Here is a 15,135-nt window from a genome sequence, read left to right as displayed (position 1 = left end):
GCAGTTTCAATTCCTTGTAGTTACTCTGAGAAGTTATTCCAAAAAACATTCCTGTTGAAAAAGTAATTGAGTTTCAATTCCTTGTAGTTACTCTGAGAAGTCCGCTTTCCAAACGAAGCAAGGATCATCCGACACTGTTTCAATTCCTTGTAGTTACTCTGAGAAGATTTTTAAGTTTAAATAATATTTTATTAAACTCTATTGTTTCAATTCCTTGTAGTTACTCTGAGAAGCAGCCAGGCCCTTCTCAAAGCCCATTGTAATTTGGCACTTAGTTTAAGAAAAATTTTCACATAATTTGAGAAAATTTTTTTAAAAATTTAAAGGAAATTAGAAAGGGAGTCAACTTTGTGTATTATAAAGTGTTAAGAATATGATTTATTGTGTTATTGATACCTATAAACCGATAAAGCTTTAATTAATAATTACTCCAAATGATGAATCTATGTTAAAATTAAAATTGTTGATTTGGTCTAAAACTGTTTGAGTTATGTCAATCCAATTTGAGTCATTTTCAAATTTTTTTAGTATTTTTATATAATTATTTGCTCTTATAATAACTATTTTTTTTTCTTGAGAGACACTTGCAGTAATGTCAAAAAAATCACGAACAAATCTTCCATATCCATTACACATTAACGGATGAAAACGAGGAACAGGATAATTCCAAAAATCTATTTTTTTACAATATTCATAGTTACTTAGATCTGGAGGGGGGACATATTCTCCTCTTGCCATCGGATCCTCTATATATTTTTTACCCCAACCTTCTGTTTTATTTTCATATTGTTGTTCATTAACTGCTACTGTTTCCCCTTCTAAGTCTATCTGTTCTTTATAAGTACCACTTATTTCAACATTTACAGTCCTATAAAAAGTTACAGTAGATTGAAAAATATTACTATATGATACGCCTGGATCATCACTTTGTGATGTGAGGACTTCTTTAAAAAAAATTTTACGTTTAATATTTACTGGTAAAATCACCTTCTTTTCATAACTGTTCTCCTCTTTTACTTTTGTGTATCCTTTCGCTTCAATTACATCCCATGTTAAAACATTATCCTGATTAATCCTAAAAAGTAAATTATATTCATCTTTTGTTTGTTTCTGTCCGTAATTTTTAATAACATTAAATTTATATTGATATGTTTCAAGATTTTCTTTTCTCATTTTTTGTTCTACTTCTTTTAAAATATTCCCATCTTGTTCGCCATAAAATCGGCGGGCAGATAAACCCAAAAAATTCCCAAAAGTAGACTGAAAATAAGAAAATGTATTTTCTCCCTGATTGACCCATGAGAAATCTGTGGCATTCGGACATTCATAATGTAAAGAATCTTTTTCGAGACTGAGTAAAAATGCTCGATGTCTTGTTTCTAAGTCATAACAGGTATACAATGTTGTTGTTTTATTAAAACGAGAGGGAACTATTTCAAATAAAACTTTTAATCCTTTTAAACATCTAATATAAAATTCGTGGTCAGAACGGACATAAATATCATAAGATTTTAATAAGGTATATTTTACATCATTTGGATCAGAAAAATTGTATTGTGCAATATTTATAATAACTCTATCTGGATCGTTTATTTTTCTATAAGCATGAACAACATTAATTTTTTTCTTTCCTACTATTTCATATGCATGACAAGATGTAAAAACATCTTCTAGTGAATGTCTTAAAGCTATTTTATATCTATCCCTACAAGGGTAAGGATAAAACCTATCTGTTTCAAATATTATAATTTCATCATATTGAATTATTTTTTGTTTTTTGCAAATATTATTTTTTTCTATACCTTGTAAATTAAATGAATAGTCAAATAAATAAACTTTATCCCCTAATACAAGCCTTATTTGATAGCATTGTCTTTTTTCTGTTAAATTGGCTATTATAAAATAGTTATTATTTTTTGTATAGACTGCTACTTTATCTCCTGTTAAAAAAGCTGTAGAGCCATTTTTTAACCCTCCATTTGGTAGTTGTTCACTATCTGGTTTACAATGAAAAAAAAATGGGACATCATTTATTATTTCATTTGTATCTATTAACTTTATAGAAGCTGTTTCTTTCTGTCTATCTATGTCTAATATAATTGCATACTTAAAATATGCATTTTTTAAGTATGTACCATCTTTTTCTGCTATATTCATTGCTTTATAAAACTAAAAGGTACAATAATGTCATTTTCTGTATCTAAGTTGTAACTAACATTTTGGCTAGAAGCTATTTCTCCTTCGCTATCAATTGTTGGCCATCTACATCCATGCGTTGTTATCAACCCGTTGTTTAAAATTCCTTTACCATTTTTAAAAATAAAACACCTTTCTCCTAAAGAATATCTATTAAAATCGCTGGCTTGTAGCCAATAAAGCTTCCCTTTAAACCATACATACCAATGCAGACGTTTATCGCCTATCCAATTGTCTTGAAAATGATGTAAATAGCCGCCTTCTATAAGCTGTCCATTTTCTAGTAGTCCTGCTCCTTGAATAAATCCGCTAGTAAAACATTTTGTCTCAAACCAACTAGAAGCCCAAATTATCGGACGACAATTTGTATATCCACGCAGCCATACTTCTAAAGCTATCCACTCTCCTGGGATAAAGCAAGCAGAGGATAAAGAAAACTCTACACACAATTGTCCGTCCTCATTGATAAAAGTATGAGAATTTCCAGCTTGTTTTCCAAGCCAAATTAATTCCCGTTCTATGCTTATCATCTCTTTATCTTTTGTAGGAATTAATTCCCATGTACAGGGGGACACTTCAAATCTTAGCCTAGCTTTTTCTAAAAGGCAGGTTTTTGGAAGAGACACAAAAAAACGTATTTTATCTCCAGGAATTTTTTTTGTTTTTTGTACAGGAATATCTCCTGAATGATCATAGAAAGTTTCTAAAATATATGTTTGTGTCCATGTAATTTTTTCCTTACACGTGATAGAACAATTTAAACTTGGGTCTGGAGGATCTATCAATTCTTTTATTTCTACTAAATCAAGACAAATGTAAATTTTATTGTCTTTTTTTTTCATCCCTATCCCAACCATATTCATGCTGGGATCAAAGAGATTCGCTCTAGTTTCAGCTTGTTGCATCCATGCTTCTAAACATTGTTGAGCTAAATAGTCTACTGTTGCTATATCTTTCAACATAATTCTGTTTTCTCTTGCAACTGAAACAGATAATCCAAACGAATTTATACGTGATAATACTCCTCGTTTAAAACTGTCTATACTATCTAACGAATCTCTTTTTGCCATATCTGTAGCCATATATTGAGCTACAGCATTTAATATTCTGTTTTGTTTTAAATTTGCAGGATCTTCACATTCAGTAGGATGTGTTTTTCTGGCATGATTTATTTTTTCTATCAATTTTAGCCTAAAATTTTCCAAAGTATTTTTTTGTTGCGGTTCTTCACAGGCAGGAACACACAAAAAACATTCGACGCCACTTTTTTTAGGTAATAAATAAGTGGTTATTTCTTCTCCATTACATTTGTATCCAGATGGACATAAAAATGCAGTAATTTTATTTTTTTGTTGTTGTAAATAATTTATCGACTTTTTTTTACAGACAGCCGTGGGCTTCCATTTTTGAGGACAAATATAGGCGGTTATATTGCTTGTCATTTTTCAACAATAAAAAAATCGTTTGCTATATTATCTTTGTCAGTATCTTGATACCCCTCAGCCTTGATTTTCAAATCATATCTTTGACCAACTTTTAAGTCTCCTAAAAAAATATTCCCGCTTTTATCTGTAAAACCTATAAATTCTTTACCTAAAAATACAGAAGCATTAGGAATTACCGTTCTTGTACAAGCGTCCTTTACAGTTAAATATACTGGTTTTCTCTCTGTTATATAATCTATTACTATGCTACCATATCTATTTTCAGACATCGCTTCTAAAAGTATTTTACCTTCTTCTTTAGAATTTACACTTAAAATATTGTACGTTGTTAAGTAGTTTATAGTGAGTATTCCGCTTGTTTCTTGGTTTAATATTATTTGATCTTCTAAAAATTGTATTGTTGGAATAGATGGAAACACTTTTCCGTCCCAAAAATATTTTAAAATTTTATGACATGGATAACTTAAATATGCAGTTTTTTGTCTTGTAAAAGTAAATGTTTGTTGTATTTTCTTAGTAATATTATAGGCAACAAATTTTATTGTTCCTTTGTTTGTTCTAATTTTAGGAATTACCGCTGGATAAATACGAATAAAAGCATCTTCATTTAAGTTAAATCTAAATTTATTAAGATTTTTTTCTTCATCTAATTCAAGATAAAAGCTTTTTTCATTACCATTTTTTAATGTTTCTCTAAAATTTAATACTACTGATGACATAATAACACCTTCAAGTTATTATAAATAGTAAGGGGGTTTGAAGTAAAAATTATTTCTGAGCCTACAATTTGCCCCAAACCATACGGAGTTTCTACTGTTTGTGGTTGGCAATATTCTCTAGAAAAAGGAACTGTTATATTTAAAAAAGGTTTTTGTTCAGCGAATTCTTTTTCTGCTATTTGCTTAGCTAGATATTTATTAAATATACAAGTATTCACTCTTTTAATAATTCCTGTATTCCCTTTTTTATAAATAAAAGAACTATCTGTTTGAACACAGCAAAATAGTTTTTTTGCTTCTTTATAATTTGTTACAACCCATTTGTCATACTTTGTAATATATTTAACTCTTACTATTTTACATTCATCTGTTAATATTTTTTGTCCATTAATTTTTATTTTTTTCGTTTCCGATATAGAAACAATATTTAATATTGGCTTACTTATTGTTCCCTCTCCATTTTCACAAACAACATCTTCTTCTATTTCTTCTAAAGTCCCTTTTTCTTTTAATATACAAACGTCTGTATTACATTTTATCTTATATTTATTAAAACAATAAATTTTTATTGTTATAAATTCATTTGGTTTTACTTCCGTTTTATTTGCTTCAATTACAATAGTTTCATTCATTTTGTTATCATCTATTATTTGTATTGTATCGATTTTATCGAAACTCTCATTATATGCTATTGATAAAATATTTACTATTTTTATTGGAGTCTTTTTTTTATATGGATAATAAATCTCAAAATTGTTTTTAGAACATCTAACCTGTCCTCCTGCGACACTAGCTATAAATTTTAAAACTTCTAACGGATATGTTTCTTGTTGAAAAAAGGGAATAAAAAAGTCATCTATTAAGAAATTTACTTTAGCAACTTTAGAAGCTAATTGCGAAGCTAACAAATTTTTAAAACAAAAAAGATTTTTTTTAGCAAAAGGCTTAAAATATTTAGCAAGTTCGGTTCTGCCCCATATGGTTATCAAATTTTTATTTATTTTTATTTCTTCAATTAAAAAACTAAATTCTAAACCATCTAAAAATATTTTTATTATTTTTCCTTTTGAGTTTACTGGTTTCAAAAGCGTAATTTCTATATTTGATAAAATATAATTTTGATCAAATAAAGTTATTTTACCTTCTTTTACTATATTGGTTATTTCTATGTCATCTAAAAATATTTTTATATTTTCTTTATAAAAAAAAGTAGATTCTATAGAGTTTATTTTTTGTATTTCTTTATAAGTACTAAATTGAATAGTATTTACTATTTTCTGTTTTATAAAATTTTTATTTTCTATTGTATTTTTCTTAAAAAATTTTTCTAAAAGACAATCTGCAAGCTTTGTTTCTTTATTTACTTCAATATAATAAGGAAATGTTGTTTTTATTTTTTTTAAAAAATTTAAGCTTAATGATAAACAAATAGTATGATGTATATATTTCTTACCTATTCTTAAATTTATATATTTTTCTTTACTAACCCCTAAAGATAATTCGCTAGAAAAACTTTTTAAACTTTCTCCTATAGAAGTAAATATATATTTGTCTTTAATTTTAAGTTTTGACTTAAAAAGAACTACTGTCATACTAAAGAAATTTTTATTCTTTTAACATTTTCTTCTGCTATAATACATAATTTATATGCTCCATAAGTATCAACTTCTATTAACTCTCCGTAAAAAACATCTTCAAATAAAATCGGCACTATTTCTTTCTTTAAAACTGCTTTTTGTTTCTTATAATCTTCTAATACAATAAAAATTGTTGTGGAGCTAGAAGAATTTAACAACGTACTAATTAAGACTTTACTTGCCTGATTAATAAAAATTTTTTCTTTTGAACCTATATCTATAAAAAACAAAGGTCCTGTTTGGAATCTAACTGCTTGCACATAAGTTTTATCTATTTTTATTCCGCCAACTGGTATATGCTTTTTAGTAAAACTGTCCTGTATGTGTAAAACAGAATTAAAATTAGGAATTTCTTGGTTATAGTTATTTAAAATAGGAATAAGCATAATATATATCTCCTTAGTATCCTACAGAAGGATCAATACTAGAAAAAACTGGATTAATGTTTCCAACTAAAAATAAACTTAAAGGTTGTGAGTTGCCTGTTTTATTATTTATTGTTATTTTCAGATCAATGCTATCTAGATAGTCATTTATAAAATTATACTTATAAATTATAAAGCTATTTTTTGTGTTGTCGAATGGTCTTTTTTCTTCCCAAAATATATCTATATTCCTCTTTACTGCAATTTTACTTTCTATAAAAGCATTTATCTCTAAAGACCCACTAAAATTAGTATCTGGTGAATCAATTATTGGAGAAAACAATAACAAAGTTATTTGAGGTATTGCATATATATTAATATTTTTTATTTCTTGGGAGTTCTCATTTATAGGAATACTAAGATTTTCTTGGTGTAATTTAATGGGAATAAAGGTTTTAACGCATTGTATTTTACCTTGCTGTATACTGGAAACTACAAAATCTTCTCCTTCTTCTACTGTTTTAACTTTAAAAGATGTCAATTCCATTTTTCCCTCCTTTTCTGTTATTCTAAATAGAGTTCTGCAACAACAATGTTTTGAGGTTCTCTTGGTGTATTTGCAGGGACTACTTCTTTCCACCAAACTGCTGCAGCAGCAGGTTTTGTACAAAAATTTATTTTATCTCCTGCTTGAAAGCTACCCGACCATGCTTCTTTTTTTATAGTAAAAAAAGGTTTTTGACTCTTTGGGTTGATAGGGGAGTAGTCGATATTAATATTTCCCTGAATAAGTGTCCCTTCGTAAGCTCCAACACAAGAAAAATTTAAGGAATCTCTAAATACTATTTGCCATTCGTCATAAACACAAAAATTTGATACTTCTATTTTATTTTTATCAAGATTCCCATTTGCTGATATGACATTTAATTCTAATATTTCAGGCTTCAAGTCTCCAAGCTCTAAACACATACCTGCATAAGAATTTTCTTTATTAAAGTTAAAGGGAATTTGTTCTGCAAGATCAATTGTACAACTATTGCCTTCCCAAAAAAAACAAGGAATGAAGTATTCTAAAAAAATTGGAGATTGTGGAACAGAAGAAAAGACTATTTCTCCTGTTCCTTCGGAAAAATTTATTTCACTGCTTTGTATTTCAGGACCTATAAATTTATCTCCTGAATTTCGAATGCTATAAGTTTCATTGTTAATAGTATATGTTAATTTTATATTCGGAAGAATTTTGTTTTGTAAATTAAAAGAAGCATTTTTGTTGTTGGGATATATTTCTGTATTAAATTTATTTTCTTTTGTTTTTACAAAACAAATATTATTATCATCTGTTATGCAAATAATTCCTGGTTGTTTAATAGAAAAATCATCAGCTTCAAACAAAATTTTTATTTGAGTGGCTCCAGCTTGAATATTTTCCTGTACTTTCCCTGCACCATACCAATCAGTTTTTTTGCCAATTTCTTCTTGTGTATCTAGGTAAGAGCCATTGGTTATATAAAATCTATCTCCACCATTACTTGGCTTTATGATGCAATAAAGAAGATTATATGCCTGTTCATTTTCTTCATTTCTATTGGCTATAAACTCTTTTCTGTACCGAATAATTCCCTCTATTCTTTCTTTATAAGAGACTCGAGGAAAAAGATTATATTTTACATTATCTATAACTTCTGACAATTCATCCATTCTGCCGCCATTTTCAGATGTATCTGTTACTGTTTGAGACCTAAAAAATTTTATGTCTTCTATCTCTAAGGCCATTTAAACCTCCTTTAGCTTAATTATGCCGAAATATTTCTCCAATTGTGGAGCATCTACAATTGGAGTTATTGGCTCTAAGTCAAGGCAGGGCGGATCCTCATATCGAAAACGCACCATCATTTTTTTCTGATAAAAAATAAGTTCGTACTGTTCTACTTTTTTTGCCAATTGTTCCAATTGTTTTTTTTGAAATGAATCTATCCAGCCACTTTCTTTTGTTGCAATTAAATCAATTTTTTTATTATAGTTTTGTTGTAAAAATATAACTTCTGTCCCATCTACTGCAATCTCTTTGTTTGCGATAATAGGACAAATGTCCTCTTTCATAATTAAATCTGGTGGTAAGATAAGTTTTCCTAATTTTATCATTCATTACACCCTATACATGGTGCATATGTCTTGCTTTCATAATACATATTATTGGGCATTTTGTTTAATTTTACACTAATTAAATCTTCTAATTTAAAATCTAATATGTGTATTGGTTCTTCTAAAAATAAGGAAGCTCCTATAACTTCATCTTTATTGTTTAAAAATAAAGTTATTTCATTTTTTCTTTTACAATCATATCTAACTATGCTCCGCATAACTTTCTCCTCCTAAGATACATTTCAAATTCGTCTATTATATCTTTCATGGCAAAGCCTTCCAATCTGGCTCCGCCAAGATTGATTTCAAACTTGCGATAAGTCTCAGTATTTAAAGGTGATTTTAAATGTGTGGTTAATTGTCTTACATCTGGAAGTGGAATAGATGGGAAATTAAAGCGCATATTGTTAATTGCGGATAAAAGCCCAACGCCGTATTTTCTCACAGCCTCTTTTCTAACTACAAACTCGCCAGCCTCTAAAAGAGCCTTTATTCTGTCTCCACCGCCAAAGCCAGAAAGTTTGCCAATTATTCTTGACCAGCCAGCCAGCCCGCCTGTTTGGTGGGTTTCTATTGTTTTTTGCTGTACAGTTATTGTTACTGTCTTATCCTTAATTTGTGCTAATTGTTTTTTAAGTTCCTCTATTTTTTCTTTTGCCTTTTCTATATTAGCGTCAATCTGCGTTATTGTTGGTTTCTCTGATATCTTTTTAAGCTCAGCATTAAGTTTTTCTAATTTTGCATGATATTCTGAAAGCGTTTTATCTAAAGATGCCATGTTTTTTTTGAGCTCTCTTGTCTTTTCTTGTTGCAATTGCAAATTTTCTTCTGCCTTTTCTTTTATCTTTTCGTGGATCTCCTTTAATAATTCGCCAGATCCTTTAACTTTATCTATTGCTTCTTCCTGGTCCTTAAAACCAGCAGCAACGTCTTGAGCCTGCCTGGCATATTTTAATGCTAAGGCATAATTTTTCTGAAAGTACGCTTCTTTGGCTTTTTCTAGTTTCTCAAAATATTCTTTTTCCTTATCAGCTTCTAACTCCGCTTCGGTCATGCTCCTGCGTCTAATTTCTCTTATCTTGTCTTCTGTTGTTTGCTGGACATTTAAGATCTCCTGCTGCTGCCTTTTTACCTCTTCTGCATATTCTCTCTCTTTTCGCAAAGACTCATTTAATAGAGCTTCTGTTTTGCGTTTTCTTTCCTCAAGCCCTTTTATTATCTCTTTAATCCCCTGTATTTCTGCCTTTGTTGCTTCCTCTGACATCATTTTGCGTTTTGTTTCTAATCTGCTCAGTTCTGACTGCCATCTTGCAAGCTCTTGCTTTAAGTTTATTTTTTGCTGTTTTAAACTCATTTCTCTTTTGATCTCTGCGATGGTCTTTTTTTTCTCTGATTGAATATCCCTTTCTCCCTTTAAGGCCATTTCTCTTATCTGTTTGTTTAATTCTAGTTCTGTCTTAAAGTCGTTTAATCTGTTTTTAAAATTGCCCCAGTTAAAAGAGCTAAGATCCCACCACAATCCAGCAAGCAGTTTAAGTCCTGCCACAATATCCATAATCCAGCCCATAAAATATGCTCCCCAATCCCCGATTGTGCGTTTGCCTACTTTTATTTCAGCAATAACCTTCCCGATATTCCAACCGATAAATGCTGCTGCCCCTATTGCGCCAACTACACTTAAGGCTTGGCTGAGAGAAACAATTTCAGCCTTTAACAAACCCACCTGAGCAGTTGTTGTCTGTAGCTCAGAAAGAGAGCCAAGACCTGCTATGCCCAGTTTCAAGATGTCGAATAACCTGCCTAAAGAAGGGCTAAGCAGGGCCAGGGAGGTTATTGTCAAAATCAGGCTTGCAACTTCTGGATTTAGCTGAACCAGGTCAGAAATGGCCGTAGCCATGTTGCGCAATACTTCCATTCCTTTGATCAGCCCTGGTAAAAAAACACTGCCCAATTGAACGCCTATTTCTGCAGCAGCGTTTTTGAGCAGCTGGAACTGTTTTTCAGTAGTAGCCGCCCTGGTTGCAAATTCGCTTTGCATGGCCCCTGCATATTTGCTTTTGTCTGCTATCTCAGAAAGGGCCTTTTTATAGGCATTCATTCCATTTACCAAAAGGGCAATATCGTCCTGAAATTCTCTGCCAAAAATCTCTGTTATGATTATAGTTCGTGATTCTTTATCCAGTCTCTTTAAGGAATTTAAAAAGTCCAAAATTGCCTTTTGCGGATTTTCTCTAATCTGTTTAGCCAAACTCTCAGTAGTGTAGCCAAGAGTTGTAAGTGCCTGTTTTGCTTTGGGAGTTAATGTTTCAATGCCTTGCAGTCGATTTAAAAAAGCATTTATGGAAGTTGCTGCAACCTCTGGAGTTTTACCTAGTGCAAGCATTGTATCCGCCAAAGCTGCTGCTTGTTCTTTGGTAATGTCAAATTGTCTGGCGGAGCCTCCAATCCTAAGTAGAACTTCAATAATATCTTTTTCTCTAGCTGCTGTAGTATTCCCAAGACGGTCTATAGTATCTCCAAGAGATTCTATTTCTTTAATAGAAAGGTCGAATACATTTTTCAGCTTGCCTATTGCCGTGCCTGACTCTTCTGCTATCATGTCAAAGGCAGTGGCCATTTTAGCCGTAATTTCAGTAAATTTTGCTATATCTTCAAGAGGGATGCCAAGCTGACCGCCCAGAGCAGCGATTTTGGCCAGTTCCTGGTGTGACAGAGGTATAACACGGCCAAGCTCTAAAATCTCTTTTCTCAAATTTTTAAACTGTTCCTGAGTAGCATCCACCGTTTTTCTAACATCCGCCATTGCAGATTCAAATCTAACTGCCTCTCTAATGCTAATTGTAAGAGAAGCTACAGCAGCGCCTATTTCCACAAGTTCTGCTCTGGCCATGCCAAGTGCCTGAACCCATCCATTTGTGGATGCTTTAAGTTCCTTTGTTTTCTGGTTTAGTTTTACTTTTGCTTGAGCAAGTTCCTTTAAAGAAAGCTTTCCTGACTTGCTTAAGTCTTTGTAAGCTCTTTTTAAACTCTCTATATCTTTAAAAATTTCAGAATGAGGCCTAACGCCAAGTAAATCCCTGGAATTTGCTATCTGATCCTTTTTGATTTTTTTTATTTCTTTTGAAAAATCAGAAAAGGATTTTTTTATTGAAGCCAGATTGACTTGGCCTTCTTTAGCGTCTATATCTATTTTTATGGATAAGTTTAAATCTTTCATTTCTAAACACTGGAAAAAATTTGCTATAATTTTTCTTTTGCTTTTTGGCTATCTGGCAGATAGAGGAGTTATATGGGCTAAAGCCATTACAGATTTATTTTTCCTTTCTATTCTTCTTGCCCCAGTTATTATAATTCTTGCAATTGTCATCCTAACAATTCTTTCACGGCTTCTAAGCTCTCCAAAAACCAACTCCATCCATACTGATAAACACTTTGATGCCCATACATGAGTAAAAAACAACATGCTTTAGCAAGCTCCTTTCTGAAATTAGAGCTTAAGTTGGAAGAAGATTTTTTATTTGCACGAAAAAATTTTTATTTACCTCCCAGAAAATTTTAATAACTTCCAGCATAGAAGATACGCCTATTTCAGAAATATCTGGTTCTACACACCTTTTTAAAACATCTTTAAAAATACCAAAATGCTCTTGGATAAATTTTACCATTTCTTTATCTGGAATCTCTTCTTCCAATTCTACTATCTCTTCAAACAAAGGAATAAGCATTTCTATTTCTTCAACGGTCATTTCTTTAACAACTATAGTTTTGTCATCTTTTTTTATTTCTTTGTACTCTCTAATCATAAAAGCCTCCTAAAATTTTATTATCCAATTAACTCTTATGTTTTTAGGTCGAACTCGAACTGTTTTTGTTATTAAGGTTTGGGTTTAGGCAGTAAATTATCATTTAATCTATATACTCCACATGATATGCTTCAGTTCTTCCTTCAGGCACAACCAGAGTGCCTTCCAAAGAGAGATTTTGAAAATCGTCCATAAGGAAGTCCACCTCAGAAGACGGCCTGAGCTTGCACTTAAACACTCTAACAGTGCAATCTTTGCCATTTGTCATATTTTGACCGTCCAGAAGGAGAGCACATTCTATCTCCGTCACTCTCCCAGCCTTGATGCGTTTGCCTGTTACAGCTCCATAATCATAAGAGAGTTTTACAGTATCGCCTTTGGACACATTCTCAGAGGATGATAAAAACTTTATGAGTCCAAGCCTTGCATTTACAACATAGTCTTCGTTTTCGTCGTAAGTTGTGGATTCATCCTGACTTTTGATCACAAGATTTGAGATATTTGTATGTCCTATATCCAACCACACATCCAGCTCAGAAACTTCCATTTCCTTTCCGCTTACAGAGCCAGAAGAAACATCTATAACCTCAATCAAACCTCTCAGTGCAAGGGCCATATTTTCTGCGTCAATATCGTTTAATTCCAGACTTATCTTTGCTGGCTTTGGGATGATAACCGTATCCAGGGCAGAGCCATAGGTGTCCCGCATTTTTGACACTCTCTCCTTAACATCTGCCTCTGTTTCTGCTATTGCAAATTTGGTTGTGTTGCCTAAAAGTTTAAACTGGCCTTTTAGGTCTCTGTCTATGTAAACGTCTCCTTTGCCAAGAAATCCTGCCATTTATGTCCTCCTTATAGTTTACTGTTTCTTAATACACCCACACTACATTTTGGACCTTCTCTGGGTCTTTGTCTGCGTGTATAAAATTTTTCCCAATACCTATTCTGGTAAATCCACAATTTATAAGGGCAGTTATGATTTTGTATCTTGCTTTTGAATTGGTTGCTCGTATATCAACTGCCCATCCTCCTAGATGTGCAGAATCAGGCTTACCACCAACTTCCCTATTATGTTTTTCGCATCTAAAACCAGAAGTAATCCTAAAAGGAACACCTGCCATTTCCCTTGCCATATCTAGGGCCAAAATCGCCTCTTCCTTAATTTCACATCTTCCACAACAAGGACATTTAAACTCATGTGGTTTAAAATGTCTTATATTTTCCCAATTCATATCAGCCCCCAATTCTAAACATTGCCTTTGAGAAGTATCTTGCAGAAAATACTGCAACTCCAAGTTCTGGTTCAAAGACCAGAACTTTTTCTTCCTGCACGAAAAGAGGAGTAAAAGGATCGCCCAAAATCCTCTTTCCGTGCAGGAGTTCTCTAACTCTTCTTACTAAAGACGAAACGCCAGCAAGTGCCTCTTTTGATTTTGCACGCAAAGATCTGTCTGCGCACAAAATCAAAAAAGACACTTCACTCTCTGTTAGCTGATTTCGTTGCGTGTACTTTGCCCCATCACACATTACATATACAGCAGGAAATCTTTTTGTTACTTCTGGTATCTTTCCCTCAAGTTGCCCTGAATAGCTCTCACAGGTCCGTATTCCCTCGTTTTTGAGCTCTGATAGGCTTTGTATTATCTTTTCTTCTAAAACGCTAAAATCAACCAATTATGCGCCTCCTGATGCTATTTAAAATTATGTCCATAATCTCTTTTTTATCTTTTTCTGTGATTCCCATAAAAGGTCTTGGTGGAATGTCTCCCCAGGGAATGGTTATTTTTCTTGTATGCTCCCTTACTTTCACTTCTCTGCCTTTGTAGTTTCTTATGTGCTCTCTTACTTTTGCCTCTACAGTACCAAACTGACCTTTTTTGGCCCCAAATTGGTGGGTTTTTGCGTACTTTACAGATGTTCCAACCATTACCCTATTTTTTGAAACCTCTTTTGTGAATGAGTCTTTAAGCCTTCCAGAGTCTCTTAAGATGTGATACGATTCCCCCCGTCTGTTTTTCTTTGTGGTTTTCCTAAGATCTGGCCATCTGTTGCCTTTAGGATCTCTTTCAAATCTAAAACAAAGGGCTATTCTCTGAAGCAGATATTCCCCAACATCTTCCAGGGCATCTTTGAGATTAAGATCTGAGAGTCGCTCCAGTCTTTTTATTTCACTATCATCAACTGTAACTATAAATCTCATACCATCTCCTCAAATATATTCCCGAAAACCTTCTCTCTTGCAGATATTTTAAAGCCTGTGGATTCTGTTTCAGTTTCCACGCCAATTGTCAGATCTCCTTTTGATATAGCTTTTAAAAGCGCCACATCGTTCTTATAAACATCTTTCCATGCGTCTGTAACTTTGTCTGAACGCAGGTGGAGATTGTAAATAGTAAGCTCAATGCAAAGTTTCTTTATGATTTGCGGAACAGAAGACAGGGGAGTAGAATATTTACTCCCCAGATATGCGTCTATTTCTGCTGTTGCCTGCTCTATTGCATTATTCACAACAGTTTCATCCAGATTGCCATCTCCATCATCGTCTGCGAGATCTAAGAGATATTCTTCTGGGATCTTTGTGAGGAGATCGTCCTTTGTGCAGTATCCCATTTAGTTGTCCTCACCTTGAGGTTCTTGCTTCTGTTCTTGCTCTTGTTCCTTTTTTACTTTTTCCACAAAACCTCTTTTTAAAAGAGCATGTGCTATCTCTTTGTCCATATTAACGACTTCGCCCTTTGAAAAAAGTTTTCCTTTATATCTTACGCTGTAGTCTGAAATAACTTTTACCAACATTTATTCCTCCTTATGGGCAGCCGAGCACCTAAAAC

The 15,135-nt window shown here is 32.4% G+C and carries 18 protein-coding genes; all 18 read right to left on the bottom strand.

What is annotated here, in order from left to right; genetic code table 11:
• Positions 1 to 414: 414 nt before the first annotated feature.
• Positions 415 to 2,157 carry a hypothetical protein gene (locus tag BLP60_RS10090; protein WP_092066604.1) on the bottom strand — a complete coding sequence of 581 codons (1,743 nt, stop codon included), beginning with the start codon at positions 2,155 to 2,157 and terminating at the stop codon, positions 415 to 417.
• The gene (locus tag BLP60_RS10085; RefSeq protein ID WP_092066602.1) at positions 2,154 to 3,638 is read right to left on the bottom strand and encodes a CAP domain-containing protein; all 1,485 of its coding nucleotides are present in this window, start codon (positions 3,636 to 3,638) and stop codon (positions 2,154 to 2,156) included. Before BLP60_RS10085 ends, BLP60_RS10090 begins: the two co-directional genes overlap by 4 nt.
• A complete protein-coding gene (locus BLP60_RS10080) occupies positions 3,635 to 4,360 on the bottom strand; it encodes a carboxypeptidase-like regulatory domain-containing protein (RefSeq protein WP_092066600.1) in 726 nt (241 codons plus the stop codon). Before BLP60_RS10080 ends, BLP60_RS10085 begins: the two co-directional genes overlap by 4 nt.
• Positions 4,348 to 5,952, bottom strand: a complete 1,605-nt coding sequence (locus BLP60_RS10075) for a hypothetical protein (RefSeq protein ID WP_092066598.1) — start codon at positions 5,950 to 5,952, stop codon at positions 4,348 to 4,350. The genes BLP60_RS10080 and BLP60_RS10075 overlap by 13 nt, the downstream gene beginning before the upstream one ends.
• A complete protein-coding gene (locus tag BLP60_RS10070; RefSeq protein WP_092066596.1) occupies positions 5,949 to 6,383 on the bottom strand; it encodes a hypothetical protein in 435 nt (144 codons plus the stop codon). The genes BLP60_RS10075 and BLP60_RS10070 overlap by 4 nt, the downstream gene beginning before the upstream one ends.
• A gap of 13 nt (positions 6,384 to 6,396) precedes the next feature.
• Complete coding sequence (locus tag BLP60_RS10065; protein ID WP_092066594.1) at positions 6,397 to 6,909, bottom strand: hypothetical protein; 513 nt, start codon at positions 6,907 to 6,909, stop codon at positions 6,397 to 6,399.
• Between the two features lie 17 nt (positions 6,910 to 6,926).
• A complete protein-coding gene (locus BLP60_RS10060) occupies positions 6,927 to 8,135 on the bottom strand; it encodes a hypothetical protein (protein WP_092066592.1) in 1,209 nt (402 codons plus the stop codon).
• Positions 8,136 to 8,504, bottom strand: coding sequence for a hypothetical protein (locus BLP60_RS10055; protein ID WP_092066590.1), 369 nt, complete (start codon positions 8,502 to 8,504; stop codon positions 8,136 to 8,138). It abuts the gene before it with no gap.
• Positions 8,501 to 8,722 (bottom strand): hypothetical protein, encoded by a 222-nt coding sequence (locus tag BLP60_RS10050; protein ID WP_092066588.1) that lies wholly within the window; start codon positions 8,720 to 8,722, stop codon positions 8,501 to 8,503. Before BLP60_RS10050 ends, BLP60_RS10055 begins: the two co-directional genes overlap by 4 nt.
• Positions 8,710 to 11,721, bottom strand: coding sequence for a phage tail tape measure protein (locus BLP60_RS10045; protein ID WP_092066586.1), 3,012 nt, complete (start codon positions 11,719 to 11,721; stop codon positions 8,710 to 8,712). Before BLP60_RS10045 ends, BLP60_RS10050 begins: the two co-directional genes overlap by 13 nt.
• A 48-nt stretch (positions 11,722 to 11,769) precedes the next feature.
• Positions 11,770 to 11,967 carry a hypothetical protein gene (locus BLP60_RS10040; protein WP_092066584.1) on the bottom strand — a complete coding sequence of 66 codons (198 nt, stop codon included), beginning with the start codon at positions 11,965 to 11,967 and terminating at the stop codon, positions 11,770 to 11,772.
• Positions 11,968 to 11,998: 31 nt separating this feature from the next.
• Positions 11,999 to 12,307 (bottom strand): hypothetical protein, encoded by a 309-nt coding sequence (locus BLP60_RS10035; RefSeq protein WP_092066582.1) that lies wholly within the window; start codon positions 12,305 to 12,307, stop codon positions 11,999 to 12,001.
• A gap of 103 nt (positions 12,308 to 12,410) precedes the next feature.
• On the bottom strand, positions 12,411 to 13,148 hold the full coding sequence (locus BLP60_RS10030) for a phage tail tube protein (RefSeq protein WP_092066580.1): 738 nt from the start codon (positions 13,146 to 13,148) through the stop codon (positions 12,411 to 12,413).
• Between the two features lie 28 nt (positions 13,149 to 13,176).
• Positions 13,177 to 13,539: a D-Ala-D-Ala carboxypeptidase family metallohydrolase gene (locus BLP60_RS10025; protein ID WP_092066578.1), complete on the bottom strand. Its 363-nt coding sequence runs from the start codon at positions 13,537 to 13,539 to the stop codon at positions 13,177 to 13,179.
• 1 nt (position 13,540) lies between these two features.
• The gene (locus BLP60_RS10020; protein ID WP_092066576.1) at positions 13,541 to 13,981 is read right to left on the bottom strand and encodes a phage protein Gp37; all 441 of its coding nucleotides are present in this window, start codon (positions 13,979 to 13,981) and stop codon (positions 13,541 to 13,543) included.
• Positions 13,974 to 14,507, bottom strand: coding sequence for a phage virion morphogenesis protein (locus BLP60_RS10015; protein WP_092066574.1), 534 nt, complete (start codon positions 14,505 to 14,507; stop codon positions 13,974 to 13,976). Before BLP60_RS10015 ends, BLP60_RS10020 begins: the two co-directional genes overlap by 8 nt.
• On the bottom strand, positions 14,504 to 14,917 hold the full coding sequence (locus tag BLP60_RS10010) for a gp436 family protein (RefSeq protein WP_092066572.1): 414 nt from the start codon (positions 14,915 to 14,917) through the stop codon (positions 14,504 to 14,506). Before BLP60_RS10010 ends, BLP60_RS10015 begins: the two co-directional genes overlap by 4 nt.
• Positions 14,918 to 15,100 (bottom strand): hypothetical protein, encoded by a 183-nt coding sequence (locus tag BLP60_RS10005; protein ID WP_092066570.1) that lies wholly within the window; start codon positions 15,098 to 15,100, stop codon positions 14,918 to 14,920.
• Positions 15,101 to 15,135 lie beyond the last annotated feature (35 nt).

The organism is Desulfonauticus submarinus (genome assembly GCF_900104045.1).
GTDB lineage: Bacteria > Desulfobacterota > Desulfovibrionia > Desulfovibrionales > Desulfonatronovibrionaceae > Desulfonauticus > Desulfonauticus submarinus.
Note: the sequence above shows the minus strand (reverse complement) of the source record. Positions and strands in the feature narration are given on the sequence as shown.